Consider the following 24578-nt stretch of genomic DNA (forward strand, 5'->3'; position numbering starts at 1 on the left):
CCGCGGACTCCCCGCTGTCGGTCGCGGTCACCGGCAAGGACATCGTGGTCAGCCTGGCCACCGGCCCGACGGGCGCGCTCACCAGCACCGCCAAGCAGGTCGTGGACGCCGTCAACGCCAGCCCGGCGGCGTCGGCCCTGGTGACGGCCAGCACCTACCGCGGCAACGCGGGCGCCGGCCTGGTGGCCGCGGCCCCGGCGACGAAGCTGAGCGACTTCCTCAAGGCGCCGGCCAGCGTGACGCGTGAGCCCTTCCAGACGAAGGCGCTGCGCATCGGCAAGACGCGGGACGGCTCCAAGGTCGGTGTGTTCCTCTACTGCCAGGAGCACGCCCGCGAATGGGTCACCCCGCTGACCTGCCTGGAGACCGCCGAGCGGCTGCTGCGCAACTACTCGCGCGACCACCGTGAGGTCGTCGACGACCTCGACATCTTCATCATGCCGACGGTCAACCCCGACGGCGGGCACTACTCGCTGTACGACTTCAACATGCAGCGCCGCAACATGACCAACCACTGCCCGGCCACCGGGGCGGCCGACCCGGCGGCGCGCAACTCCTGGGGCGTGGACCTCAACCGCAACTTCTCCGTCGGCTCGCTCTTCGACGGCTACAGCGGCGCCTCCACCAGCTGCACCAGCGACACCTTCGCCGGCCCGGCCGAGCTCTCGGAGCCGGAGGCGCGCAACGAGGTGTGGCTGACCCAGCAGTTCCCCAACATCAAGTTCGCGATGAACACCCACTCCTACGGCGGCTACTTCATGTGGCCTCCGGGCGCCTACAAGTCGGCCGGCCGTGAGCTGCTGCCGCGGGTCGACTACGGCACCGAGAACTACTTCTGGGAGGCCTCCGACCACATCCTGTCCGCCGTCCAGGCCCACCGCGGCACGGCCATCTGGCCCGGCCGTACCGGCCCGGTCCCGGACGTGCTGTACTCGGCCGCCGGCAACAGCGCGGACGAGCACTGGTTCAACCGAGGCATCATCGGCTGGGACTTCGAGGTCGGCGCCGACCTGTACGACCCGGCCACCGGCCGCTTCCAGGCGGTCGGCTTCCAGCCGCCCTTCGCCGAGGGTCACCAGGAGGCGATGGAGTTCGCCAACGGCCAGATCGCGATCCTGGAGGTGGCCCGCGCCTTCTCCAAGGACCGCCGCCGCCCCGACTCCAAGCTGAGGATCACCGGCGGGACCGGCACCTCCACCTCGTTCACCTTCGCCGTGAACGAGCCGGCCAACATCTACTACACGCTGGACGGCAGCCGTCCGACGTTCGACTCGCCCAAGCTGGCCGCGGCGGCCATGCGTGAGGGAGCGCAGCAGATCACGGTCAACCAGACCGTCGAGGTGCGCTTCTTCGCGGTCGACATCGCCGGCAACGTCGAAAACAACTACGACCCGGCCGGAAACGGCAACAACTACAACGACAAGAGGGTCAAGGTCGGCACGAGCTGATAGCCCTCCGGACGAACACGATGGCCGCCGGGCTCCCCGGCGGCCATCGCCGTTTCAGGCGCGTGAACCGCATGCCTGCGAGTCTGGGCCCTCCAGCCGCTGGAGACTCAACCCGGGCTCAGCGGCGGACCGCGTCCTCTTCGGTCTCTTCGACGAGGAAGCCGCCGGACTGGTGCCGCCACAGCCGCGCGTACGGCCCGTCGGCCTGGAGCAGTTCGCCGTGGCTGCCCTGCTCCACGACGCGGCCCCGGTCCAGCACGACCAGGCGGTCCATCCGGACCACGGTGCTCAGCCGGTGCGCCACCACGAGGGCCGTACGGTCGCGCATCAGGTGCCACAGGGCCTGCTGCACGAGGATCTCGCTCTCCGAGTCCAGCGCGCTGGTGGCCTCGTCCAGCAGCAGGATCGGCGCGTCCCGCAGGATGGCGCGGGCCAGGGCGACGCGCTGGCGCTGGCCGCCGGAGAGCTTGACGCCGCGCTCGCCGACCAGCGTGTCGAACCCGGCCGGCAGGGCCTCGGCGAACTCCGTGACGTGAGCCGCCTCCGCGGCCTGGAGGATCTCGGCCTCGCTCGCGCCCGGCCGGGCGAAGGCGATGTTGTCGCGCAGCGACCGGTGGAACATGGCGGGTTCCTGCGGGACGTACGCGATGAGGCCGCGCAGCTCGGCCTGGCGGAGCCGGGTGATGTCCTGGCCGCCGACCAGGATGCGGCCGCCGTCGATGTCCATGAGGCGCAGCAGCAGCCGGGTCAGGGTGGTCTTGCCGCCGCCGGACCGGCCGACCAGGCCGATCTTGGTGCCGGCCGGGATGTCCAGGTCCAGGCGCTCGAACAGGAGCGGGTTGCCGGCGTGCGCGAACGCCACCCGCTCGAAGCGCACGCCGGCGTCGGCGGGGCGCAGCGGCTGCGGCTCGTCCGGGTCGGTGACGCCCGGCGGAGTGAGCAGCAGCTCGGTGAACTGGGCGGCCTCGGTCAGCAGGCTCTCCATGCGCCGGTAGATCTGGTTGAACTCGAACATGATGCCGATCGAGTTCGAGTAGTAGGTGAACGTCACCACGATGGCCTCCACGCCCAGGCCGCCCCCCAGGGCCACGGCCAGGAGCAGGCCGACGGTGCTGGTGATCACCGACATGGGCGCCACGACGGTGTCCACCCGGAGGTTGCCGTAGTCCCAGGAGCGCAGCGACGTCCTGCGCTGCTCGGCGAGCAGGGCCCGGTGCGCCGTGGACTCGCGGTCCTCGGCGGCGAACGCGCGGACCGCGTCCATGTTGGACAGCACGTCGGAGACGTGCCCGGAGACGCGCACCTTGGCGGCCTCCCGCTCGTCCACCAGCTTCTGGCGGCGGCGGATGAGCGGCGCGACGAGGAACGCGGTGACGGCGATGAGGCCGAGGAGCACGAGGACCAGCAGCGGGTGGTACTGCCACAGCACCACCGAGGCGAACGCCAGCGGCACCACCTTGGCGATGATCGAGAACGTGAGCGTGTCGGCGAACTCCTCGAACTGGCTGGAGAAGCTCAGCAGCCGTTTGGTCAGCGAACCGGCGAAGTTGTCGTGGAAGAACGCGGCGTCCTTGGCCAGCAGTTCGTTCATGCCCACCGCGCCGAGCCGCTCGATGCCCCACGCGTCCGTGCGGTTCAGGAAGTGCAGGCCCGCCCGCCACAGCACCTCGCCGAGGATCAGCATCGCGCCGAAGCCCAGCACGTACGGCAGGAGCACCCCGACGGTGCCGTCCCCGCCGCGGGACAGATGCCCCACCAGCGCGCCCACCGCCAGCGGCGCGAGGTAGAACAGGCAGATGTTCCCCAGGGCCGGCAGGACCATCGCGGGCACCGAGACCCGCCACTGGTGTCGCAGCTGCGCGACGTAGTAGCGCAGCGCCAGCATGACGGCCGATTTCCGGACCGGTGGTTCGTCCGTGAGCCCAGCCATCCCCGCCCCCTCGACATCGACCCGCCGTAGCCATCGTGCCGCAGAGCGTACGGACGGGGCGAACCATTTTCCGGGCGGTCAGACCTCCTCGATCAGCGCGGGATGGCCGGGCCGGTCCACGCTGACCGCCACATCCGCGGTGCTCGCGGGCTCCACCTCCGCCTCGTAGCGGAGGAAGGCGGGGGCCGTCCACGCGTCCGCCGTACGCCGGGCCAGCGCGGCGGGGGAGAGGCGCAGGTGCACGGTGAACTCCAGCGGCAGCCAGCGCCCGAGCAGCAGGCTCCCGTCCAGGAGCAGGACCGTGCCGGCGGGCAGCACGGTGTACGGCGCGCGGGTGGCGCGGTCCCTGACCGGGTCCCACAGCGTGGGCAGCACCTTGCCGGTGCCGCCCGGGTCCAGCGGGGCCAGGACCTCGCGGATCAGGCCGTTCACGTCGAGCCAGTCGTCGTAGTAAGCGTCGGGGTCCTGCTTGCCGTACTCGAAACGCAGGGAGGCCGGGCGCAGGAAGTCCCATGAGGAGACCCGCAGTGTCTCCCGTCCCCGGACACGTAACGGCCCGACCAGGGCGTCGGCCAGCTCGCCGGGATTCGCGGCGGGAGCGCCGTCCACGGCCACCCGGACCCAGTCGTGACGGGGATACGCGGCGATCCGGTCGGCGAGCTCCTCGACGAGACGTTCCTGGCTGATCGGACGCGCGCGCATACTCCCATCCTGTCAGCGCCCCCAGCCGTGGAAGTTACATGGCCGCCGATCCCGTGACAGGCCACATCATCCAGACATACGACAGAAACTTTGACCACCGTCGCGTGAATGTCTTACGTTCCGATCGTCGCGCTCCCTGGTCGATCGGTAAGCCCAGCACGCAAGCACCCAGTTGAGGAGGGGCGATGCGCCTGTCTCGGTTACGTCTGTCTCGGTTACGGCTGTTCATCGCAGCCGTCGTCTCGGTGGCGGCGGCCGTCACCGCCGGCCCGGTTCTGTCCATCGCTCACGCCGCAGCCCCCGGCTGCCGCGTCACCTACTCGGTCCCCTCCCAGTGGCAGCAGGGCTTCACCGCCAGCGTGAACATCACCAACCTGGGCGACCCGCTCAGCAGCTGGACGCTGACCTGGTCGTTCGGCGCCGGCCAGTCGGTGACCCAGGCATGGAACGCCACCGTCACCCAGAGCGGATCCCAGGTGACCGCCCGCAACCTCAGCTACAACGGCAGCCTGGCCACCAACGCGAGCACCACCTTCGGATTCAACGGCTCCTGGAACGGCAGCAGCAACCCGGCCCCGGCCGGCTTCGCGCTCAACGGCACGACCTGCACGGGCGGCACCACCGGCCCGTCGCCGTCGCAGAGCCCCTCCACCGGGCCGTCGCCCAGCGCGAGCCCATCCACCAGCCCGAGCACCGGGCCCAACTCGATGGGCTTCATCGGCTGCTCGATGGCCGAGAACGTCGCGCAGGGGTACCGGGCCGTCGGCGGCCAGCGCATGTGGGGTCCGTACGGCACGGGCGGCCTGGTCGTCCAGTCGTGGACCGACACCAACTCCAGCGCCTGGCAGAGGTTCGACCAGCAGTCGGCGAGGTTCGGCCGCCCGAACACCGTCTGGATCCAGATATGCGTGTTCAACGCCAACGCGAACTACAACGAGGTCCGGCAGATGATCGCCAACGCGCGCCAGCACGCGGCCCCCGGCGCCCGGATCATCATCTCCGGCCAGCCGTTGTACGACCAGGGCCAGACGTGCTCCCTGGCCGGCGCCAACGGTCCGGCGCTGACCGACAGCCTGGCCCGCCAGGCCGCCGCCGACTCGACGCAGAACGTGACCTACCCCGGCGTGTTCCGGCTCAGGCCCAACGAGGTCTCCGACGGCTGTCACGCCAACACGGCGGGCCAGCAGTCCCTCGGCCGCCAGGCCCTGGGCTACTGGGGCTGACCGGGGCTGACCGGGGCTCCCGGGTCATACCGGTCTTACCGGGTCTACCGGGTTTTACCGGCCGGACGCATATCGGTAGGCGTCTGACCGGTCGGCGCAAGGGCGGCACCTTCACGAGGAGGAGGCCGCCCTTGTCGCCGCATTCGGCCATTCGGGGCGCGCGTCCCGGACAAAAAGTGTGAATTGTCCGGAAAATCGGTCGGTGTTTCTGGGCCGCGCAATCTGTTATCCGAATTTGCGCGATATCCTGAACCGCGGTTCTTCGTCGGGGGCAATGAAGACCGCCGTTGGAGGAACATTCATGGCCCAGATTCGCATTGAGATCGGCGATCCGACGGTCTCACCCGTACGGTTCGACGAAGACGCCCGGCTGCTCCGCGACGACCTGGACAGACTCGGCGTCCAGCCGGCCTCGCCGGCGGTTTCCCCGCCCGCGTCGGCCAAGAGCGGCACCGCCACGCTGACCGCGGTGATCGTCGCCGTGGTCGCGTCCCCGGTGCTCACCGAGACGGTCAAACTCATCCAAAGCTGGGTGAGCAGTTCCGCTGGGCGTACGGCGCGGCTGGAACACCCCCAGCGCGGAACGATCGAACTGTCGGGGATGTCCCGGGCGGAACAGCGGAGGCTCGTGGACGCCTGGCTCGCCGACGAACCGGGCGCCGAGAGCTGACGTGCCGCCCTCCGCGCGCCGCGCGCTCCTGATAGTCACCGACCAGTACGCGGATCCCGAGTTCGAGCAGCTCCGCTCCCCCCAGACGGACGGCCGCGAACTCCAGGGCGTGCTGGCCGATCCCGCCATCGGCGGATTCGAGGTCGAGGAGGTGCTGACCAACGCGACAGCCGACACCATGCGCCGCAGGATCGGACGTTTCCTCGCCAACCGCACCACCGGCGACCTGCTCCTCCTCTACTTCTCCGGCCACGGCATGAAGGATCCCCGCGGCCGTTTCCACCTGGTGGCCACCGACACCGAGTGGGACAACCTCCCCGCGACCGGACTGGCGGCCTCGACGGTCCACGAGATGCTCGACAACTCCCGTTCCGAGCGGATCGTCGTCATCCTCGACTGCTGCTTCAGCGGCGCCTTCCCGCCCGGAGTCGGCCTCAGATCCAGCCGCAGGGTCCACGCGTACGACGGTTTGCAGGGCAGTGGCCGGGTGATCATCACGTCGTCCAGTTCCATCGAGTACTCCTTCGAAGAAGGCGTCGGGCTGGTGGACAGCGATCCGGTGCCGTCGGTTTTCACGTCCGCGCTCGTACGGGGTCTGCGTACCGGTCTCGCCGATCGCGACGGCGACGGCCGGGTGTCCGTGAGTGAGATGTACGAATATGCCGCCGACTGGGTGAGCAAAGCTCAAAACCGTCAGAATCCGGAAATGTGGAATAAGCTCCGGGGCCCGCTGTACATCGCCCAGAACCCTTTCCACAACACCCCGCCGCTCGTCGTCATCCATTCGCCCACCGCAGGGCCCTGGGCTTCGATGGCGACCGCTCTCGAACCACTCCTCGGCGACTCTCCACTGATCTCCGACATCGTCGCGCTGGTCGGCGAGATCTGGCGGCAGCTCGCACTCCCCGAAACCGAGATCGCGCTCCGCGAACTCATGGACGCTCTCGACCGCCACCCCGCGGGCGGCCGCCTCGGCCTGCCGGGCGCCGTGGACGAAGTACGCCACGCGGCCCTCCGCCTCCTGACCGACCCCGAACTGGTCGCCGTGACCGCCACCCTGACCGCCGCCCTGCTGGGCACCGCCCGCGACCCGGACCTCCTCCGCGCCGCCCACCGTTTCGCGATCTCGGCAAGCGGACTCGTCCGCGCGGCCCGCTCCTTCACGCACACCCACAGCTCTCTGATCCCGATCGCCGACCTCGTATCAGAACTGGGCGCATTCGCCAGGACAATCCGAAACGCTCCCGAGGAAGACCCGTCCATCGCCGAGGGCGGGACAGCCGACGACGGCGTGCCCGATGCATATGGTTCGTCCGGCTTACCCCCCGAACCGCGCCTCGTCCAGGCTGTCCGGGCGCTCGTCAGCGAACTGCGCACATCGGCGTACTGCCTGCGCGGCATGGTCGGCTACCCGACCTTGATCGCGGGACTGCACGCGATCGCCGAGGCGATCAGGGACACCAGTGTGATGCCCGATCCAGCCGCCGAGCGGCTGACCATCCACCTCGGCACCGCATCATCCGCGATCAACGATTTGGCCGATGAGCTGCGGTCCCTCGCCTCCAGACCGCTACCGGCCGACTGGCGGGACGAACTCCTCACCGCTCTCACCGAGATACGGGAGGAACTGGACGACGCCCGCCACGATCCCGATTTCATCCCGGAACTGGCCGACGGCATCCTCAACTTCGTCGGCGGACTGAGATCCTTCAATGACTTCCTCAGCGGCCCGGAACTACGGGACGACCTCGCCTCGATCCCCGACCAGGTACGAGGCGACGACCTCGACTGGGACGCCATCGCGATCGCCCCCGCCGACATGGCCCAAGCCATCCACGAGTCCGTCACCCAACTCCGCGAGGTCCGCGAACTCCCCACCCCCAACCAGCCCGACCCAGCATGACCTCTCCCGAACAGCTTGTTCGATAACGAATCATCCGTTTCTCGGGGCGTCAGCCGTACCAGACAGGAGGGCGTGAAGTGCCGGCGAACGAGGACCGCCGCGTCCGGCGCACCCGCCAGGCCATCCAGCACGCCCTCGTGGACCTCATCCTGACCTGAACACCGCCTTCCACACCCTCATCCAACCCGGCCTCAAATCAATCCTGAAACCACCCCACCGGCTGAGCCCACGCACTCATCCGGCGAATCTCGATGTGACTCGGGGCGGGGGAATCGTCGAGAAATCCAGATGCGTCCCTGTGAGCCGGCGGGCAGCATGGCGGGATGTCCGACCTGCTGTGGGACGACGTCAGGGACTTCTTCGACCCCGACATGATGGGTGCTCTGCCGGATATCTGCGTCACCGGCACTTCGGTAGAGGACTGGCAAGCCGTGTTCGACTTGGTCCAGTCGGATGGGTACACGTGGGAATACTCCGTGGGCGGCGAAGTCGAACCGCTTCCCTCGGCAGCGGAGGTACTGGCACGTCCGGTCGAGGCCGATTGGGTAGCGCTGCGGGTCTGGCCGGCCCCGCATGTCCTGGCGATCTTCCGGCCGTACGGTCCCGAGGAGATCGATTTCGACGTCGACCTTCGCGAACTTCAAGGCCAGACCGGCGTGGACATCCTTTGCGGCTTCCTGAGCGCGATCGGCCGTCAACTGAACAAGCCGGTGCTCATGACCGCCGAAGGCGGCTACGGAGACCCGGTCCTCGGATTCGACCCGGGGGCCGGCCGCGTGATGTTACTGGCCGGCCACCAAGCAGAGCGTGAATGATCGGCCGAAATCAAATGGGGCGCTGCGGGGTCATTCTCTTGGCTGTGCCGGGGGATTTCGTCTGGCGGAGGCGGTGCGGAGGCGGAGGAGGAGGCCGGAGGGGATGGCGGCGAGGAGGGCTCCGAGGAGGATGAGGGCTCTCGCGTCGAGGGTCGCTTCGCCGCCGCCGCCGGTTGCGACGCCGCCCGCGGGTGTTTCGATGACGTCTGACGTTTCGGTGACCGTGGAATTCGAGGTTTCTGTTTCGGTCGCGGTTTCTGTGGCTGTCTCGGTGGCGGTCTCGGTTTCTGTTTCCGTCGCGGTGACTGTGGTGGTGGGGGTGGTGCCGGAACCCTGGCCGCCCGCGGTGATGGTCAGCTGGTGGGTGGTGAGCGCGGTCGCGTTCTGCACCTCGCACTGCACGAGGGGTGCGGTTGGCGTGAGTCCGAAGTTGATGGCCGCCGCTCGGATGGTGGCGGTGCCCGGGTTTCCTGGGGTGGTCAGCACCGAGGTCGACTGGGTGGGCAGGGTTATGGCCTGACCTGCGGTGACCGGGCCCACCGTGCCGCCCACGCCGGTGCCGGAGGTCAGTCCGGGCAATCCGCTGATGGACACGTACGCGTACATTTTGGTGGCGGCCGGGAGACCGGCGGTGGGTGCCAGCAGGGTGGTGCTCCCGGCGTAGGTCGCGCGGTGGCCGATGGTCATCTGTCGTCCGGTCACGGGGTTGACCGGCATGGTGAGTTCCACCCGGATGCTGACCGTCTGGGCCGCCGCCCCGGTCGGGGTGCACGAGTACTCGACGATGTCGGTGGCGACGACCTCGGAGGCGTGCGCGGGGAGAACCGGCGTGAAGAGACCGCAGAGCAGAATGGCGCCGGGGAAGACCAGACGGGCGGACAATGTGACTCCTGATAAGTCCTGATGAATAGGAGACACATAGAAGACGAAGGTTGGCCCTTCCGGGTTGACACATCTCCGGATGACATGCGTCCCGGCTTCCCAGGATGCGCCCCTGGCCTTCTTTCCGCAGGTCATGGCATTTGACGGATGTCCTGTGAATGAAGCACCTTGGGGTTCGTGGATGAGTTCCGGATGAGACGGAGATCTTTACTCGCGTTCGCGTCTCCATTCATCCTGCCGCTCGCGTTGTTCTTCGTCGGCACCCTGCTGATCGGCTCCTTCTTCGCGAACAGCGGCGTCGTCGGCCTGCTCTCCGCCGCCGTCGTGACCGCCGTTCTCATGGGAGTTCTCGTCGCCAGACACGGCCGGATGGTCGCGGGCACCGTCGCCCGCTTCTCCCCCCAGGGCGTCGAGATGGAGGACGTGTACGGCTCCCGCCTGCGCCTGAACTGGCCCGACGTCGACCGTGTCGACGTCGTCGAGAGCCACGTGGCGAGCCCTTGCCGGATCGTCCGCCCTGGTGGGGCCAGCGTCCGTACCGGCGCCATGCAGTGCGTCGGCCTCGTCGGCTGGGGCGAACGCGACCTGTCCCAGAGCGTCCCCCGTTGGATCCGCGTGGCTCTCGCCCGGGAACCGATCGACCCGGACACGGGACTCCAGCGGTTGAGCGTCCCCCTCGGCGCCATCGATCCGCGCTGGGAGCAGGGATCCATGGGCGACTGGGTGCGCCGTTACAGGCCCGATCTGCTGGCCTGACGCCCTGAGTGGGGGAAGAACCGCTCAGAGGTCCTTCCCCGCGCCGTGCCTCAGAACTTCCCGCGCACCGTGTTCGAGGTGTCCGTGAGGACGTAGCCGTCGCCGTCGATCCACCGGGCCTTGCAGTAGACCTCGTCGTCGTCGCTCGGAAGGATGTCCTCGTTGAGCTGGCGGCCCTTCTCGTAGAAGTTCACGATCGTCAGGTGGACGCCGGTGGACGTGGCCGTGAGGACCTTCTGTTCCCCCGGCTGGCCGGGCGCGGGCCTGCCCCGGTAGGTGCCGGGACCGGTGAACCCCGGCACCGGGACGCCGCTGATCGGGTCGTCGAACCAGTCGTCTCCGTAGCACGTGACCTGGATCCTCGCCCCGTTCCAGATGTATCCGGCCGCGTCCTCCTGGTTCATCGGCAGATGGACGTCGATCTGGTGCCGTACCTGGCCGGGAACCGTGATCCTGTGCGTGATCTCGACGGAACTGGCGGCCTGCGCCGGCGCGCTCGCGAGCGCGAACATCATTGTCATCGCGGTACTCGCCCCGATGGCCGCGATCACTCGGGCCATACGGGCCGTTGACTTCCCGACTCTGGTCATTTATGTCACTTCCCCAGCATGTTCATGGATTTCGATGCTTTCCCTGTCAGCTAGGGGCGTGACATCTCGTTCCATGAAGTGCCACAGCATTAGGGGATATCCCTTAGGCCGGGTGCCAGTGCGTGACGGATGTGCCAGGGCGTACGTGCTCGATCCCACCCGGGACGCGCGTCCGTACCCTGACGGCCGTATGGGGGATACGTGGTTCTTACCGGGGAGAATCAGTGGTCGCCCCGGATGCCCCAGGCCGGTATAGGGCGCACAGTGAAGCCATGCTGACAACATCAGACCTGGCCCAGGTGTTGTTCACCTCCCCGGTGCAGCCCTCGGACGACCTCTCGCCCGACAAGATCCGGACGGCCATCGACGACAGGCTGTGCTCCTGCGACGGCGACACCGCGGTATGCGCCGCCTTCGTCGCCCAGGAGGCCGGAGACCACCCCGAATCCTTCGCCCGCCGCATGCGCTGGGCGCTGAACGCCGTGACCGCCGCCTACCAGGCGGCGGTCTGACACACACGAAGGGGCCGTCGTGTGACGACCCCTTCATGCGATTGTTTCTCCTACCACCAGCGGCCGCACCACGACTGGCCGTTGACGTTCAGGCAGGCCCGGAACTTGTAGGAGGCTGACGGATCGGTCCGCTTGGCCGCGCTCGTGTTCGGTGAGCCGGCGCTCTGCACGGTGAACGGCCCGCACTGGATCCAGGACGCCTCGTTGTCGCGAGTCCAGTCCATCCAGACCTTGTCGCCCGGCTGTGTCCTTCCTTGGATGATGGCCCAACCGTGCTGTACGCCGCCGATGTTGGCCACGTGGATCTGGGCCCAGCGCGCGCTGACGGCGAGGCCCGCGTCGACCCGCGTGCTGCCGATGGGCGTACCGGTCTTGTTGTAGGGGATGCTGACGAAACCGTTGGCGCCGTTCTGGCAGGCGGCGGGGGACGCGGCGGCCGATCCCGTGGCGAGGTTGAGGCCGCCGACGGCGAGTATCCCGACTGCCGCGACGTGCAGGTATCGACGGAACGAAGGCATCCATTTCTCCTGAAGTAAGAGCCTGTGAAGTCTTCTGCTAAGCTCCTGCCGAGCGAACGCGATATCGCCGGTCGCGCGTCTCCTTTTCATTTCCGCTATTGACCGGTCCCCACTCGCGTTCAGCCCGCCACCAGCGTTTCGCTGGAAGCGGGGATGACGTTTGCAGGGGTGGTGGGCAGGTGGCAAGGAAATCCGCCGGGATGGGACGCTGGGACATCCCATCCCGTGCTGACCTGGGCTATTCGCCCGGCTGTGGGACGTCGGTGGGATGCGAACCGGCGGGTGGGTGCGGGCGATGACCCGGACGGCTGAGGCGGAGAAACTCGCCGCGCAATTCAGAATGCTCAAGGCCCGTGCCGACGTCAGTTTCGAGACATTGGCGAAAAGGGCGGGAATCAGCAGCTCCACTCTGCACCGTTACTGCTCGGGCGTGAAAACGCCGTCCGATCCCGCCGCGATTCGCGCATTCGCGAAAGCCTGCGGCGCGACCACCGAAGAATTCCATGAACTTCACCGGTTGTGGGTGCTCGCCGACGCGGCCCGTTCGACCGCGGGCGATATCGCGCCGGAGGCCGTACCAGACGCAGATCTTGAGCCCGAGAGTGAGCCGTCTACGCCGGCGCCCTCGTTCACCGCGCGCCTGGGCCGGTTCGTCCGGCGGCCCCTGGTGATCGCGACCGCGGCCGCCGTGGTGACGGCGACCGCGACCGCGGTGGTCTTCCTGTCCATGGGCGAGGGCGAGGACCCCGAACCGGGCGCGACCGTGCTCGCCCAGGTCCGCGTGTACAACGTCGAGGGTGACTGCAAGACCCGGCCGGAACGTGTGCCCGCGTGCAGCATGGGTCTGGCCCGCGACCCCCACCGCAAATACGACGCCGACAACGTGGTCAGCCACCGTGTCTGGCACGCGGACGTCCTCCACACCGACTGCGTGCTGTACGGCGGCGACCGCGTCGAGGACGAGACAGGCGTCGGCACGACCCGGTGGTTCCGCGTGCGTCTGAACACCGTTCCCGGCGGGATCGCCTGGCTGCCCGCCGTACGCACCCACGACAATCCGCCACTGCCCACCTGCGCGTAGGGCCGGCCTGGGAGCCTCCCATGCCATGCCGCAGTTGTGGGGAGATGGGTGGTATGTGGCGTATATCAGCCGTACATTCGGGGCGTTCAGATCATGAGGAGCGACCCGATGTGGCCTGGCAGGTGCGCCCGGTTTCCCTCTGGGTGCGCCGGATGCGCCCGGCCATGAGGGAAGAGGCTGAGCGTAGGGGGCGAAGCGCATGTTGCTTGGTGTCCTTGGGCCGATGCTCGTCGTCGTGGACGGTCAGGCCAGGCCGGTCGCATCCGCGAAACAGCGGATGCTGCTGGCCGCCCTGGTGGCGCAGCCCAACCAGCCGGTGACGCCCGCCAAACTGATCGACATCCTGTGGGAGTCGCCGCCGCGCTCCGCCCAGGCGAATCTGCGGCTCCACATCCACCAGCTGCGCCGCCTGCTGGGCGACCGGGAGCGCATCACCAGGAACTCCATCGGGTACGTGCTCCACCTGGACCCCGGCGAACTGGACGTGACCCGGTTCACCCGGCTGGCGGAGGCGGGGGTCGGGGCGCTCGAGTCCGGCGACCACGCCAGGGCGGTCGATCTCCTGACCGAGGCGCTGGAGCTGTGGCGGGGCCCGGCGTACGACGATCTCAGGGACGCCCGGTGGCCCGGCGCCGCCCATCTGGAGGAGGCCCGATTACGGGCCGTCGAACTGCGCGCCCAGGCCGATTTCGCCCTCGGAAGGTACGGCGAGCGCATCGGGGAGCTGACCGCCCTGGTGGAAGCGCACCCCACCCGGGAGAGGCCGCGGGCCCATCTGATGCTCGCCCTGTACCGGACCGGCCGCCAGGCCGAAGCCCTGGAGGCCTACCAGGACGGCCGCCGGGTGCTGGTGGAGGAGCTCGGCCTGGAGCCCGGCGCGGAACTGACCGGCCTGCAGGCGGCCATCCTCCGCGGGGATCCGCTGCTCAACGCGTTGCCGCAGCTGCTGCCCGCCCCCGCCCAGCTCCCGCCGGACATTCCTGAGTTCGTGGGCCGCGCCGAGGAGCTGGCCACGCTGAACCGGGTGCTCAACGAACGGCTGAGCCGCGGCCTGCCGGCGTTCCTCGGGCTCACCGGCATGGGCGGGATCGGGAAGACCGGCCTCGCCGTGCACTGGGCGCACCGCGTCGCGGCCCGGTTCGCCGGCGGCCAGCTCTACGCCGACCTGCGCGGGCACGATCCCACCGCGGAGCCGCTGCCGTCCCGCCAGGTTCTGGACCGGTTCCTGCGCGCCCTCGGCGTGCCCGGCACGCGCATGCCCGACGATCTGGAAGAGCGTGTCGGCCTGCTGCGCAGCGTGCTGGCCCAGCGCCGGGTGCTCATGGTCCTGGACAACGTGGTGGACTCCGACCACGTCCGCCCCCTGCTGCCCGGCGCCTCGGCCAGCGCCGTCGTCATCACGAGCCGCAACCAGCTGGACGGCCTGGCCATCCGGGACGGCTGCCACGTGCTGCGGCTGGGGCCGCTGGCCCAGGACGAGTCGATCAGCCTGCTCGCCCAGGTGGCGGGCGACGCGCTCCGCCGGAACGACTCCGCGGTGGCGCAGGTCAGCGCCGGGTGCGGGGGACTGCCGCTGGCGTTGCGCATCGCCGCCGCCCGCCTCACGCCCCGGCACGGGCTGAGCGCGGGGCAGCTGGCGCAGCGCATGATCGACGAACGGGGCCGCCTGGACGAGCTGAGCCAGGGGGAGCTGCGCGTCCGTACCAGCTTCGAGCTGACCTACCGGGCGCTCGATCCGGCGGCGGCCACGCTGTTCCGCCGGATCGGGGCGCTCAACGTCCCGGAGTTCGCCGGCTGGACGCCCGCCACCCTGCTCGACTCCGGCGGGCAGCAGGCGGGGGAGCTCGTCACCCAGCTGCTGGACGCCCAGCTCATCGAGAACAGCGGCGTCGACAGGACCGGGCAGCCGCGCTACCGCATCCACGACCTGCTCCGCCTGTACGCCAGGGAACGCTCGCTCGCGGAGGACTCCGGCCGGGAACGCGCGGCCGCGCTGCGACGCGTCCTGTCCTGCCTGCTCGACCTGGCGGAACGCGCGCACAGCAGCCTGTACGGCGGCGCCTACGCCATCATCCACGGCACGGCCCCACGCTGGCAGCTGCCGCCGGACACCGCCGCCGCCCTGCTCCGCGACCCGCTCGCCTGGTTCGCCGTCGAGCGTTCCGCCCTGGTGCAGGCCGTCTCCCAGGCGGCGGAGCTGGGGCTGGACGAGCTGGCGTGGGACCTGGCCCTGTCCTGCGTGACGCTCTTCGAGGCGCACAGCCACTTCGACGACTGGGCCGCCACCCACGAGGCGGCGCTGGCCGCCGTCATGCGCGCCGGCAACGGGCGCGGCGAGGCCGCCCTCCTCTACAGCCTCGGCAGCCTGGCCCTCTACCAGCAGAAATACCAGGAGGCGCGGGACCTGCTCGAAAGCGCGCTGGAGCGGTTCGGCGCCCTGGGCGACGACCACGGGTACGCGCTGGCCCTGCGCAACCTCGCCCTCCTGCACCGGACGAACGGCCGCGCGACCCAGGCCGCGGAATGCTACGAGCGGGCCCGCCGCATGCTGCACGACTTGGGCGACCTGGCCGCGGAGGCGCACACCCTGACCGGCCTGGCGCAGATGGCCATGGATCGGGGGGAGTCCGCCGCGGCGCTGGACCTGCTGCAACAGGCCCTCGACATGTACAGCGGCATCGCCAACAAGCGCGGTGAGGCGCAGGCGCGGTACCGCCTGGGCGAGGCCCGCCTGAAACAGGGCGACTACGAGGAGGCGCACCAGGCCTTCTCCTCCGCGCTTCCGCTGGTACGCGTACTCGGCGACCTGATCGGCCAGGCGTACGTGCTGCGCGGGCTGGGCGAAGCCGGCCTGGCCATGGGCAGGACGGAGAGCGCCGAGCAGGACCTGGTGGAGGCGCTCACCGCCGCGCAGCGCGTGGGCGAGCCCTTCGCCGAGGCCACGGCCCACTTCGCGCTGGGCTCGCTGTACATCCAGGGGCTCGACGAGGACCAGGCCGTGAATCACTGGTCCCGGGCCATGAAACTGTTCGCCGAGATCGGGAACCGGCCGTCACAGGCCAACGTGCTCACGACGATGGCCGCCTTCCTGGACAAACGCGGGGACACGACGGGAGCGCTGAGCCTGCGAGCGCAGGCCCAGCGCCTGCTGTCAACCCTCGAATCCGCCGCATATCACGCTCAGTAGCCGGCAGGGCCATCACGATGGGCCCGATGTGACACGCGGGCGTCCTGGGTCGGATGGGGTCTGATCGGGGGAGGGGGGCTCGTAGTGGCTGACTCGCCGTCGTGTATGACTGGTGTGAGGCAACCATGCGGGAGCGGAAGCAATACTCGATCCGAACTCGCTGCGCGCTGTACTCCGGTATGGCGGCGGCCCTGCTCGGCATGCTGTTCGCCATTCTGCTGGCGGGACTGTTCCACCGGCTGGCCGGCGCGCAGCTGACCGACGCGGTGAACGGAACGGCGACCCGGCTCGGCGTGAGCGTACAGCGTGATCTTGTTCCGGTCCGGCTGGCACACGGGTACATCCCCAACGTGCAGATCGCGGACTCCGCGGGGCGCGTGGTCGCGGCGAGCGCCCCCATGGCGGGCAAAGGGCCCATGAGCAGTCTCCTGCCTCCGCCCGGCACGCCCGGCGACGCGCCCGGCGCCAGTGCCGTGGTCTGCGACAGCACGCCGCTCGGCAACAAGTGCCACATCGTCGTGGAACAGCGCGTCTACAGCGGCGGGCAGAGCTGGACCGTGTACGCCGCCGCGCCGACCCCGCCGCTGGTCGATCCGGGCCTGGCGGCGGTGCTCATCGCGGGCGTGCTGGCCCTGACCGGGGCGGTCACCTACACCTGCCGTCATATCGTCGGCGAGTCCCTGAATCCGGTCGACGCCATCCGCTCGGAACTGGACGAGATCAACGCCACCGATCCGGCACGGCGGGTCTCGATTCCGCCGCACGAGGATGAGATCCACCGGCTCGCCGACAGCATCAACCACACCCTGGGCCGGCTTCAGGAGGCGCTGGAACAGCAGCGCCAGTTCACCTCCGACGTCTGCCACGACCTGCGCGGCCCGGTCGCGGCCATGCGCCTGGAGGTCGAGGACGCCATGACGTGCGAAGCCCCGACCGTGGACTCCGACATGGGCGAGACCATGCTGGCCAACCTGGAACGGCTCCAGGCGATCATCCGCGACCTGCTGGTCATCGCCTGTCTGGACGGCGGAACGCCCGGGACGTGCGACACCATCGACCTGGCCGAGCTGGTCACCGCCGAACTGGATGCCCGCCACGCCTCAGCCAAACGCATCGAAAGGGAACTCTCGCCCGGCGTGGCGGTACGGGGAGACCGGCTGCGCCTGGGCCGGCTGCTGGGCAACCTGGTGGACAATGCCGAACGGCACGCCGACAGCCGCGTCACGGTCCGGGTGTCCCGCCTGGACGGCGGCCCTGCGGCCGGCGCCTGCTTCGCCACCGGTACTGCGGTGCTGGAGGTGCTCGACGACGGCGCGGGAATCCCCCGTGATCAGTGGGACAAGGTCTTCCAGCGGTTCGTACGCCTGAGCGAGAGCCGCGAGAGGGATCCCGGGGGCACCGGCCTGGGCCTGGCGATAGCCCGGCAGATCGCCGAAATGAGCGGAGGCACCCTGTGCATCGCCGACTGCGGGCGCGGTGCCCGGTTCGTCCTCCAACTGCCGATGGCTCCAGCCGCATGAAGCGTTATTCAGGCTTGTTGTGGTTTGGGCCGCCGACGGTGAAGGGAGTGGTCACGCCCTCGTACATCAGGTGCGCGACGAGGCCCTCGGCGGCATGGGGGAGATTGTGGCAGTGGTCCATCCAGATGCCGGGGTTGTCGGCCAGGAAGGCGATCTCGAAGGAGTCGCCGTCGGGGACCTCCAGGGAGTCCACCCACCAGGGGCTGCCCGTGGCCGGTACGCCGTTGCGGCTGAGGACGACGGCGTGGTGGCCGTGCAGGTGCATGGGGTGGGTCTCGCCGCTCTGGTTGGAGATGCGCATGCGTACCACGTCCCCTTCGGCCACGACGAACATCGGGACGTCGGGGAACATGTGCCCGTTGACGGTCCACCAGATCCCCGGCATGCCGTCCAGGAAGCCGGGGCGGCGGCCGATCTCGTACGTGAACCGGCGGTCGGGCTGGTCGGGGTCGAATCCGAGTGGGGCAGGCGTGCCGTACCCGAGAAGGTCGAGGTTCGTGGTCGGGCGGGGGACCGGGGGCGCGTCGTGCGAGCGGGAGCCGAGGACGAGTCCGGTGGGGCCGCCGATGTGGACCCGGACGGGGGAACCGTCCTCCGGCATGGTCACCTCGAGGTCGGCGCGGCCGCCCGCGGTGAGGGGGACGGCGGTGCCGCGTACCGGACCGGGATCGTTCAGGTCGGTGCCGTCGACGGCGAGGAGCCGGAAGGGCGCGCCGGCCCAGACGGAGGTCTGGCCGTTCTCGGTGTTGATGACCCGGACCCGGACCCGGGAGCCGGGGGAGGCGTCCACGCGCACGTCGCCCTCGCGCCCGTTGACGGTGCGAGCCCCGTCGTACAGGTGCAGCAGCGCCACCACGTCCGTCGTGCCGGCGTGAGCCTGCGCCGGGGCCACCACCAGGGCGCCGAGGAGGCCCCGCTGGACCTGCTCGTGGGAGACCTGGTGGGAGTGGTACCAGAAGGTTCCGGCCTGGTCGGCGACGAAGCGGTAGACGTGCGACCCGCCGACGGTGACCGCGTCCTGGGTCACCCCGGCGACGCCGTCCACGGAGTTGGGCACGTCGACCCCGTGCCAGTGCAGCGTGATGCCGTCCGGTACGGACTCGTTGACCAGCCGGACCTGTACGAGCTGCCCGGCGGTCGCGTTGATCACCGGGCCGGGTGAGGTGCCGTTCAGCGTGTACCCGTCGACCGAGCGGCCCGTGGCCAGCTTGAAGCGCTGTTTACGGGCGACCAGGGTGACGTCGACGTCGGCCTTGCGGTCCGGGTCGGCAATGAATTCGTTGAGGCTTCGCGTCGGCGCGGACGGCCCCCCGGGACCGGCCGCCAGGTGCCCGCTATGCCCGGATCCGTGCATTGCCTGGGCGCCCCCGTGATCCGCGTAGCCCATGTCCATCACGGAGTAGGTGCCCGGCATCAGGCTGGACTGCCAGAGCCAGAGCAGCGGACCGATGATCGCGAGAGTCGCGATACCCGCCAGCGCGAGCCGGATGCGGGCGCCGCGTCGGCGGGTCGCGTTCATACCCGTACGGGCTGCGCGGGCGTGCTCACCACGGCGGCGCGACCGCGGCGGGCGGCGTAGACGGCAGCGCTGAACAGCAGCAGCGCGTTGACGCCGTGCAGCGCGCCCAGGGCGGGGATCGAGTGACCGAGCAGGCCCAGGGCCACCTGGAGCACCACGAGCCCGAGCACGAGACCGGCCGCCCCCACCGCTCGCGGGATCTTCGTGAAGAACGAGACGATCAGGAGGATCAGCGCGACCGCGGGGATGACCATCATCCCGTTGATGCCGTGGACGATGAAGGCGAAGAACTCGGGGAACTGGATCGCCCCGCTCTCGGCGGCGGCCTTGTCCAGCACACCGCCCTGCTCGATGTACTTGAACAGACCGGCGTCCCCGAGGACCACCATCGACGCCTGCACGGCGACCTCGACCGCGATGAAGTACGCGAGGATCTTGTAAGCGAGTTTCATGAGGTGTTTTCCCATTCTGGATCCGCGGGGGGACCGCGGTTCCTCCTGTCCACGACCCGGCGTCCGTTCTCCGGGCTGTTCACTCGGCGACGTTAGAAGATCCGTCTTGGTGAACACTTGTGGGTCAATGGGATGCGCCCTGCGGTCCAGTTAAGTGGGTTCCAAGCGCACGCCGAGGCCGGCGTTCCTGGAGGTCACGGCACGATCACGGCCGACCGTGACCCCCGTACCGGACTCAGTGGCGAGCGGGCGCCAGCACGCCGTAGGACCGTGGCAGTGACGACCGCCAGGTCGGACTGGGTACACCTTCAGCGAATACCGCGCCTGGCTCCTGGAATCAGGTTTCACCGACGTCCGCTCCATCCCCCTCACAGCGGCCGGAACCAACGCCGCGATCATCGCCCACAAGCCCGGCCAGCGGCGGCGGCTGGAGGGCCTTAATCAGAGGTGGATGGATCCCAAGACACGCGCAGGTCAGCAGCGGTGATCTTGATGGTGGCTGTGGTGAAGGTGAGTTCGTGGGTGCAGCCGCCAGGCGCGGGGAGGATCTCGTCGAGTCTGAGGCTGTTGAAGGCTGAAGGCTCGAACGGCTGGTCGTCTTCGGTTGTGACCTCGACAGAGGTGACACCCGTGTAGGAGATCGTCAGGCCGTTGAAGTCGGGGATGGGACCTCGGTCGAAGCGCAGGCCGAGGTCTAGGGGCGGGCTTGTTGTCGGCGGGACTGTTCGGAGGACAAGGTCTTTCACGCAGTTCGGTGCAGAGAAGTCGTAGTGGTCAGGGTCGGCGGCGAACGCCCACGCACCGGGTGGGAGGGCGTCGCGGAGGGTGGGCAGGACGGCCAAGTAGAGGTCCGGATCGTGCCAGTAGGTACCGCGACCGCGTCGCTCGACGACGACATATCGCATGGTGGTCTGCCCCTTTTCGGCTTGCGGGGAATCTTCTGATTTCAGTTACGTACATTGCGCTGGTTGCGGGGCGCTGGTACTTCGGGCCGGGTTGGATTGGGTGCTTTCGCTGCCGATGGCCCGGGCATACGCTTGCGCAATTCTGTCGATGAGCAGCGTTCCCAGGGGGCATGATGTCGCGGCGATCTGGGGTACTGCGTTGGTCGGCGGGTGTCGTGGCGGTGGTGGTCGTGGCGTCGGGGCAGCCGGCGGCGGCCGTAGGTGCCACCGGAGGTCCGTCCAGGGCGGGGGACTTCGTCGTGTACGGGTTCAGCCAGTCGGACGTACATGATGAGGATCCGCAGGTTTACGAGCTGGATCCGGATACCACCATCCGGGCGATCGGGAAGTGGTCCACGGCGGGGGATGAGGCGGCGGACTACAACTTCGCGCAGATCGGCCGCTATCGCGCCAAGGGCATCAACTTCATGGGGAGTGGCACGGCGAGTGTGATTTTCCCGAAGGACTTCGCCACCACGGAGATCTTCGACGACATGTCGACGCGTGACGCGGACGGCAATCCCGTACCCCATGACGAATTCGGGTTTCCGGAGCCGGCGCGGCGGGGGAACATCTTCAACCCCAAATATCGCGAGTACCTCCTGTCCTGGGCGCGTATCCAGGTCGACGGCGGAGTGGACGGGCTCAACTTCGACGAGATCAACGCCGGATTCAGCGGCGGGTTGAAGTACGGCTTCAACGGCAACGAGGGCTTCGACGACTACGCGATCGCCGACTTCAACAGATACCTCCTGGCGAAGTATCCGGCCTTCACCGCCGCGGACTGGAAATCGCGCTTCGGCATGACCGACGACAACATCCTCCGTCGCGACGTGCCCGCCGGCGACCTGGCGGCCAACTTCAACTACCGCGATTACCTGCGGGCGGGCGGCTGGAACCTCGACCCCCTGAACGCGGCGAATCCGCTCGCTCCCGAATGGGGCCGGGTGGTCGCCAACCGCCTGTACGCCGAGGACACGTCGTTCACCGCCACATACATTCGCCGATACTGGAAAGAGATCGTCGACGAGATGCGGGCGTACGCCCGGCGCACCCAGCACCGCGGCATTCTCATCTCCTCCAACGGGCTGTGGCCCTATGTCGACTTCAACAGCGTCGGCATGTACCCGTGGAATCCGGACGAGCAGACGCCCGACTTCCGCGGCGCCGACTACGTGCCGGTGGTCGGCGGCCACCTCAACGGCGCGAAGTCGCTCCAGTCGCAGTACCGGTATCTGAAGCAGCAGAGCGCCCGGATCGCGGGCAACGTGCCGGTCGTCGTGTTCATCGACTGGCCGAACGACATGATGACCAACTATCTCAACCTGCCGCTGCAGGAGAAGAAGGACTATTGGCGGATCTTCGGGGCCGAGGCGTACGCGAACGGCATCTTCCCCGCCTTCCATCTGAAGGACACCGTTGGCAGCCCCACCGCGACGGATCTCGGAATGATGGGCTTCTTCAAGACGTACACCCGCTTCTACAAGGAGCATCGCGCGATCTTCAAGGACAACGCGATCGGCACCCAGGCGGTACAGGTCGGTGCGGCCGGCGTCGCGGCGAGCCTGCTCGTGCAGCGCGGCACCGGCAAGCGTTCCATCCACCTCGTCAACCACAACTACGCCCAGGGCATCGCGCCCCAGTCGGGGTTCACCGTGAAGGCTGACCTGGACTCCTGCCCGCGCCGCGTCTCGTTGGTCTCACCGGATTTCCCGCAGTCGAAGTCGCCGGCGTTCTCCTGCAAGCACGGCAAACTGAAGCTGACCGTCGACCGCCTCGACTACTACAGCATCATCCAGCTGTAGCCCGCGCTACCTCGTCAGCAGCCAGATGCCTGCCGCCGCGAGGGCGCAGACCTTGACCAACTCCAGGGCGACATAAACGTAGTGGGCATGCGATTACGCTCTCGACGATGTTCAGCGCCCGGAAGACCAGCCGGCCGATCCCCAGCCCGATCCGAAGCGTGACGTCCGGCGCCCTGAACTTCAACGGCGCCTCGATGAACGAGATCGCCAGGACCATGCCCAGCCACACGAAGCCGACCGCCACGAGCACGGCGTCGGAAGGGTTCATGGTCGCCTCAGTCCTCGATGCGGGCCTTGACGCAGCACCGGTCGGGTTCGGGATCCAGGCAGGCCGACACGGTGCCGCAGCCCAGTCCTTCGGCGACCCCCTGGACGAAGTCCCGGTTCAGCCCGCACACCAGCGTAGTGTGCTTGCGGGCGAGTGAGTCGAACGGGCAGTTGTTCAGCACGACGACACCCGCTTCGAGGTGTGGCTCATAGCCCTGGCTGCCCAGCACCTGTGCCACGGCGGCCAGGGGATCGCCGGTGGGCACGCCGTCCGCGGCACCGCCGACAGCGCGTCCTTCGTCGCGTGCGACCTCGTGCAGCGCCTGCGGCAGCGGTACGCCCTCGGCGGCTCGGGTCACGGCGGCCGCGAGGATGTCGCCGACCAGGTCGTAGCGCCTGGGCGGGAGCGAGACGACGAACTCCCGCGTCCCGCGCCGGTAAAGCTTGCTCGGTCGCCCGGCGCCCGGACCCGACTTCCCGCTCAGGCGCCGGTACTCGACCCCCAGCAGCCCCTCGGAGACCAGCCGGTCGAGGTGGAAGTTGACGTTGTGCTGGGCGATGCCCAGGGCCGCCGCTGCCTGTTCACGGCCGACAGGCTCTGGTTGGGCGACCACGTATTCGTACAGAGCCCGGCGCGTGTCGTCGGCCAACGCCCCGATCCCGGCGGCCTGCGATCCCAGATCCATGCCCGGAGTCTAAAACACAAGTGGCTTGACACAAGAATCTCGGCGTTCTAATTTAGAGAAAGTTCCGTTTTAGAACCGAGGAGAACGAGCCATGGCCTTACAGACCACCGCCATCGGTGCGGACAGCGCCTTCCGCCTGCTGCGTACCGTGTTCACGATCGCCCCGATCGCCTTCGGGCTGGACAAGTTCCTCGAACTGCTCACCGACTGGGACAAGTACCTGGCGCCCTGGATCGACGACCTGGTCCCCGGCAGCGCCCACCAGGCGATGCTCGGGGTGGGGGTCATCGAGATCGTGGCCGGGATCGTGGTCGCCGTCGCCCCTCGATTCGGCGGTCCTCTGGTCGCCGTGTGGCTGGCCGGCATCATCGTCAACCTGGTCACCATGGGTGAGTTCTACGACGTCGCCCTGCGCGACTTCGGCCTGCTCGTGGCAGCGGTCGCGCTGACGCTGCTGGCCTGGGACCGCCACAAGGCCTCGGTGTGAGCTCGACGGCGGCGGCTCCCCACGCGCAGGCGCGCGATCCCTGGCGGTCGCGCGCCACGCGTACGCGGCCGGAGACCGACCCCGGGGCCGCCGAGAAGGCGGCCGCGGACCTCCTCACCGCCCTGGGGCTCGACCTGTCCGACGAGAACCTCGCCGACACCCCACGGCGCATGGCGTACGCCCTGATCGAGATGACCACCGCCTCCGATTTCGAGCTCACCACCTTCCCCAACAGCGAGGGGTACGACGAACTCGTGCTGGTCCAGGGCATCCCCGTCCAGTCGCTGTGCGAGCACCACATGCTCCCCTTCGTCGGCCTCGCCCACGTCGGCTACCTGCCCGGAACCCGCATCCTCGGCCTGTCCAAGTTCGCCCGCATGGTCGACTTCCACGCCCGGCAACCACAGACCCAGGAACGGCTGACCCAGCGCATCGCCGACCACCTCCAGCAAGGGCTGCGGCCGCGCGGCGTCGGCGTCGTCATCGAGGCCGAGCACGCCTGCATGAGCCTGCGCGGCGCCCGCGCCCCCGGCGCCCGCACCGTCACCTCCGCCCTTTCCGGCCACCTACGCGACGACCCGCGAACCCGCGCCGAATTCCTCGCCCTCACCAGGAACACGCCACGACCATCGTGATCGAAGGAGTATCGATGGAGGGGCGCCGACGTCTCGCCCTGGCTCG

General features: G+C 68.9%; 23 protein-coding genes. 13 read left to right on the forward strand and 10 right to left on the reverse strand.

Annotated features, from left to right (window positions below; translation table 11 throughout):
• Positions 1–1448, forward strand: a 1448-nt coding sequence (locus tag Aph01nite_RS33915; protein ID WP_204045135.1) for a M14 family zinc carboxypeptidase, incomplete at its 5' end; no start/stop codon positions are given.
• A gap of 118 nt (positions 1449–1566) precedes the next feature.
• On the opposite strand, the gene Aph01nite_RS33920 is transcribed toward Aph01nite_RS33915, so the two are convergent.
• Both Aph01nite_RS33920 and Aph01nite_RS33925 read right to left on the reverse strand, forming a co-directional pair.
• A complete protein-coding gene (locus Aph01nite_RS33920) occupies positions 1567–3378 on the reverse strand; it encodes an ABC transporter ATP-binding protein (protein ID WP_204045136.1) in 1812 nt (603 codons plus the stop codon).
• A 78-nt stretch (positions 3379–3456) separates the two neighbouring features.
• Positions 3457–4080 (reverse strand): nucleoside/nucleotide kinase family protein, encoded by a 624-nt coding sequence (locus tag Aph01nite_RS33925; RefSeq protein WP_204045137.1) that lies wholly within the window; start codon positions 4078–4080, stop codon positions 3457–3459.
• 185 nt (positions 4081–4265) lie between these two features.
• On the opposite strand from Aph01nite_RS33925, the gene Aph01nite_RS33930 reads away from it, so the two are divergent.
• The 4 genes from Aph01nite_RS33930 (at position 4266) to Aph01nite_RS33945 (ending at position 8691) form a co-directional block, all read left to right on the forward strand.
• On the forward strand, positions 4266–5303 hold the full coding sequence (locus Aph01nite_RS33930; protein ID WP_204045138.1) for a cellulose-binding domain-containing protein: 1038 nt from the start codon (positions 4266–4268) through the stop codon (positions 5301–5303).
• A gap of 301 nt (positions 5304–5604) precedes the next feature.
• On the forward strand, positions 5605–5973 hold the full coding sequence (locus Aph01nite_RS33935) for a hypothetical protein (RefSeq protein WP_204045139.1): 369 nt from the start codon (positions 5605–5607) through the stop codon (positions 5971–5973).
• 1 nt (position 5974) lies between these two features.
• The gene (locus tag Aph01nite_RS33940; protein ID WP_204045140.1) at positions 5975–7876 is read left to right on the forward strand and encodes a caspase family protein; all 1902 of its coding nucleotides are present in this window, start codon (positions 5975–5977) and stop codon (positions 7874–7876) included.
• A 323-nt stretch (positions 7877–8199) separates the two neighbouring features.
• Complete coding sequence (locus Aph01nite_RS33945) at positions 8200–8691, forward strand: hypothetical protein (protein ID WP_204045141.1); 492 nt, start codon at positions 8200–8202, stop codon at positions 8689–8691.
• 30 nt (positions 8692–8721) lie between these two features.
• On the opposite strand, the gene Aph01nite_RS33950 is transcribed toward Aph01nite_RS33945, so the two are convergent.
• Complete coding sequence (locus tag Aph01nite_RS33950; protein ID WP_204045142.1) at positions 8722–9573, reverse strand: hypothetical protein; 852 nt, start codon at positions 9571–9573, stop codon at positions 8722–8724.
• Between the two features lie 192 nt (positions 9574–9765).
• On the opposite strand from Aph01nite_RS33950, the gene Aph01nite_RS33955 reads away from it, so the two are divergent.
• Positions 9766–10329: a hypothetical protein gene (locus tag Aph01nite_RS33955; protein ID WP_204045143.1), complete on the forward strand. Its 564-nt coding sequence runs from the start codon at positions 9766–9768 to the stop codon at positions 10327–10329.
• 50 nt (positions 10330–10379) lie between these two features.
• Here the strand turns inward: Aph01nite_RS33955 and Aph01nite_RS33960 are convergent, their stop codons facing one another.
• A complete protein-coding gene (locus Aph01nite_RS33960; RefSeq protein ID WP_204045144.1) occupies positions 10380–10850 on the reverse strand; it encodes a hypothetical protein in 471 nt (156 codons plus the stop codon).
• A 341-nt stretch (positions 10851–11191) separates the two neighbouring features.
• Here Aph01nite_RS33960 and Aph01nite_RS33965 point away from each other — a divergent pair, with 341 nt between their 5' ends.
• Entirely contained in the window at positions 11192–11431 is a 240-nt protein-coding gene (locus Aph01nite_RS33965) for a hypothetical protein (protein ID WP_204045145.1), read from the forward strand.
• Positions 11432–11481: 50 nt separating this feature from the next.
• On the opposite strand, the gene Aph01nite_RS33970 is transcribed toward Aph01nite_RS33965, so the two are convergent.
• Positions 11482–11949 (reverse strand): hypothetical protein, encoded by a 468-nt coding sequence (locus Aph01nite_RS33970; RefSeq protein WP_204045146.1) that lies wholly within the window; start codon positions 11947–11949, stop codon positions 11482–11484.
• A 295-nt stretch (positions 11950–12244) separates the two neighbouring features.
• On the opposite strand from Aph01nite_RS33970, the gene Aph01nite_RS33975 reads away from it, so the two are divergent.
• The 3 genes from Aph01nite_RS33975 (at position 12245) to Aph01nite_RS33985 (ending at position 17737) form a co-directional block, all read left to right on the forward strand.
• A complete protein-coding gene (locus Aph01nite_RS33975) occupies positions 12245–13030 on the forward strand; it encodes a helix-turn-helix domain-containing protein (protein ID WP_204045147.1) in 786 nt (261 codons plus the stop codon).
• Positions 13031–13253: 223 nt separating this feature from the next.
• Positions 13254–16217, forward strand: a complete 2964-nt coding sequence (locus Aph01nite_RS33980; RefSeq protein WP_204045148.1) for an AfsR/SARP family transcriptional regulator — start codon at positions 13254–13256, stop codon at positions 16215–16217.
• Positions 16218–16342: 125 nt separating this feature from the next.
• Positions 16343–17737, forward strand: coding sequence for a sensor histidine kinase (locus tag Aph01nite_RS33985; protein ID WP_204045149.1), 1395 nt, complete (start codon positions 16343–16345; stop codon positions 17735–17737).
• A gap of 4 nt (positions 17738–17741) precedes the next feature.
• Here the strand turns inward: Aph01nite_RS33985 and Aph01nite_RS33990 are convergent, their stop codons facing one another.
• The 3 genes from Aph01nite_RS33990 to Aph01nite_RS34000 all read right to left on the reverse strand — a co-directional run bounded on the left by Aph01nite_RS33990 (position 17742) and on the right by Aph01nite_RS34000 (position 20613).
• Positions 17742–19256 carry a multicopper oxidase family protein gene (locus Aph01nite_RS33990; RefSeq protein WP_204045150.1) on the reverse strand — a complete coding sequence of 505 codons (1515 nt, stop codon included), beginning with the start codon at positions 19254–19256 and terminating at the stop codon, positions 17742–17744.
• Entirely contained in the window at positions 19253–19708 is a 456-nt protein-coding gene (locus Aph01nite_RS33995; protein WP_204045151.1) for a hypothetical protein, read from the reverse strand. Before Aph01nite_RS33995 ends, Aph01nite_RS33990 begins: the two co-directional genes overlap by 4 nt.
• Before the next feature lie 437 nt (positions 19709–20145).
• Positions 20146–20613: a hypothetical protein gene (locus tag Aph01nite_RS34000; RefSeq protein WP_204045152.1), complete on the reverse strand. Its 468-nt coding sequence runs from the start codon at positions 20611–20613 to the stop codon at positions 20146–20148.
• A 215-nt stretch (positions 20614–20828) separates the two neighbouring features.
• On the opposite strand from Aph01nite_RS34000, the gene Aph01nite_RS34005 reads away from it, so the two are divergent.
• A complete protein-coding gene (locus Aph01nite_RS34005; RefSeq protein ID WP_204045153.1) occupies positions 20829–22457 on the forward strand; it encodes a hypothetical protein in 1629 nt (542 codons plus the stop codon).
• Here Aph01nite_RS34005 and Aph01nite_RS34010 read toward each other — a convergent pair.
• Together Aph01nite_RS34010 and Aph01nite_RS34015 are read right to left on the reverse strand one after the other, a co-directional pair.
• Entirely contained in the window at positions 22444–22725 is a 282-nt protein-coding gene (locus tag Aph01nite_RS34010) for a hypothetical protein (RefSeq protein ID WP_204045154.1), read from the reverse strand. The genes Aph01nite_RS34005 and Aph01nite_RS34010 overlap by 14 nt on opposite strands.
• A 7-nt stretch (positions 22726–22732) precedes the next feature.
• Complete coding sequence (locus tag Aph01nite_RS34015; protein ID WP_204045155.1) at positions 22733–23410, reverse strand: helix-turn-helix transcriptional regulator; 678 nt, start codon at positions 23408–23410, stop codon at positions 22733–22735.
• A gap of 91 nt (positions 23411–23501) precedes the next feature.
• On the opposite strand from Aph01nite_RS34015, the gene Aph01nite_RS34020 reads away from it, so the two are divergent.
• Both Aph01nite_RS34020 and folE read left to right on the forward strand, forming a co-directional pair.
• Positions 23502–23897: a hypothetical protein gene (locus Aph01nite_RS34020; protein ID WP_204045156.1), complete on the forward strand. Its 396-nt coding sequence runs from the start codon at positions 23502–23504 to the stop codon at positions 23895–23897.
• Positions 23894–24532 (forward strand): GTP cyclohydrolase I FolE, encoded by a 639-nt coding sequence (folE, locus tag Aph01nite_RS34025; protein WP_204045157.1) that lies wholly within the window; start codon positions 23894–23896, stop codon positions 24530–24532. The genes Aph01nite_RS34020 and folE overlap by 4 nt, the downstream gene beginning before the upstream one ends.
• Positions 24533–24578: the final 46 nt, after the last annotated feature.

It is taken from the genome of Acrocarpospora phusangensis, assembly GCF_016862995.1.
In the GTDB taxonomy this organism is placed as follows: domain Bacteria; phylum Actinomycetota; class Actinomycetes; order Streptosporangiales; family Streptosporangiaceae; genus Acrocarpospora; species Acrocarpospora phusangensis.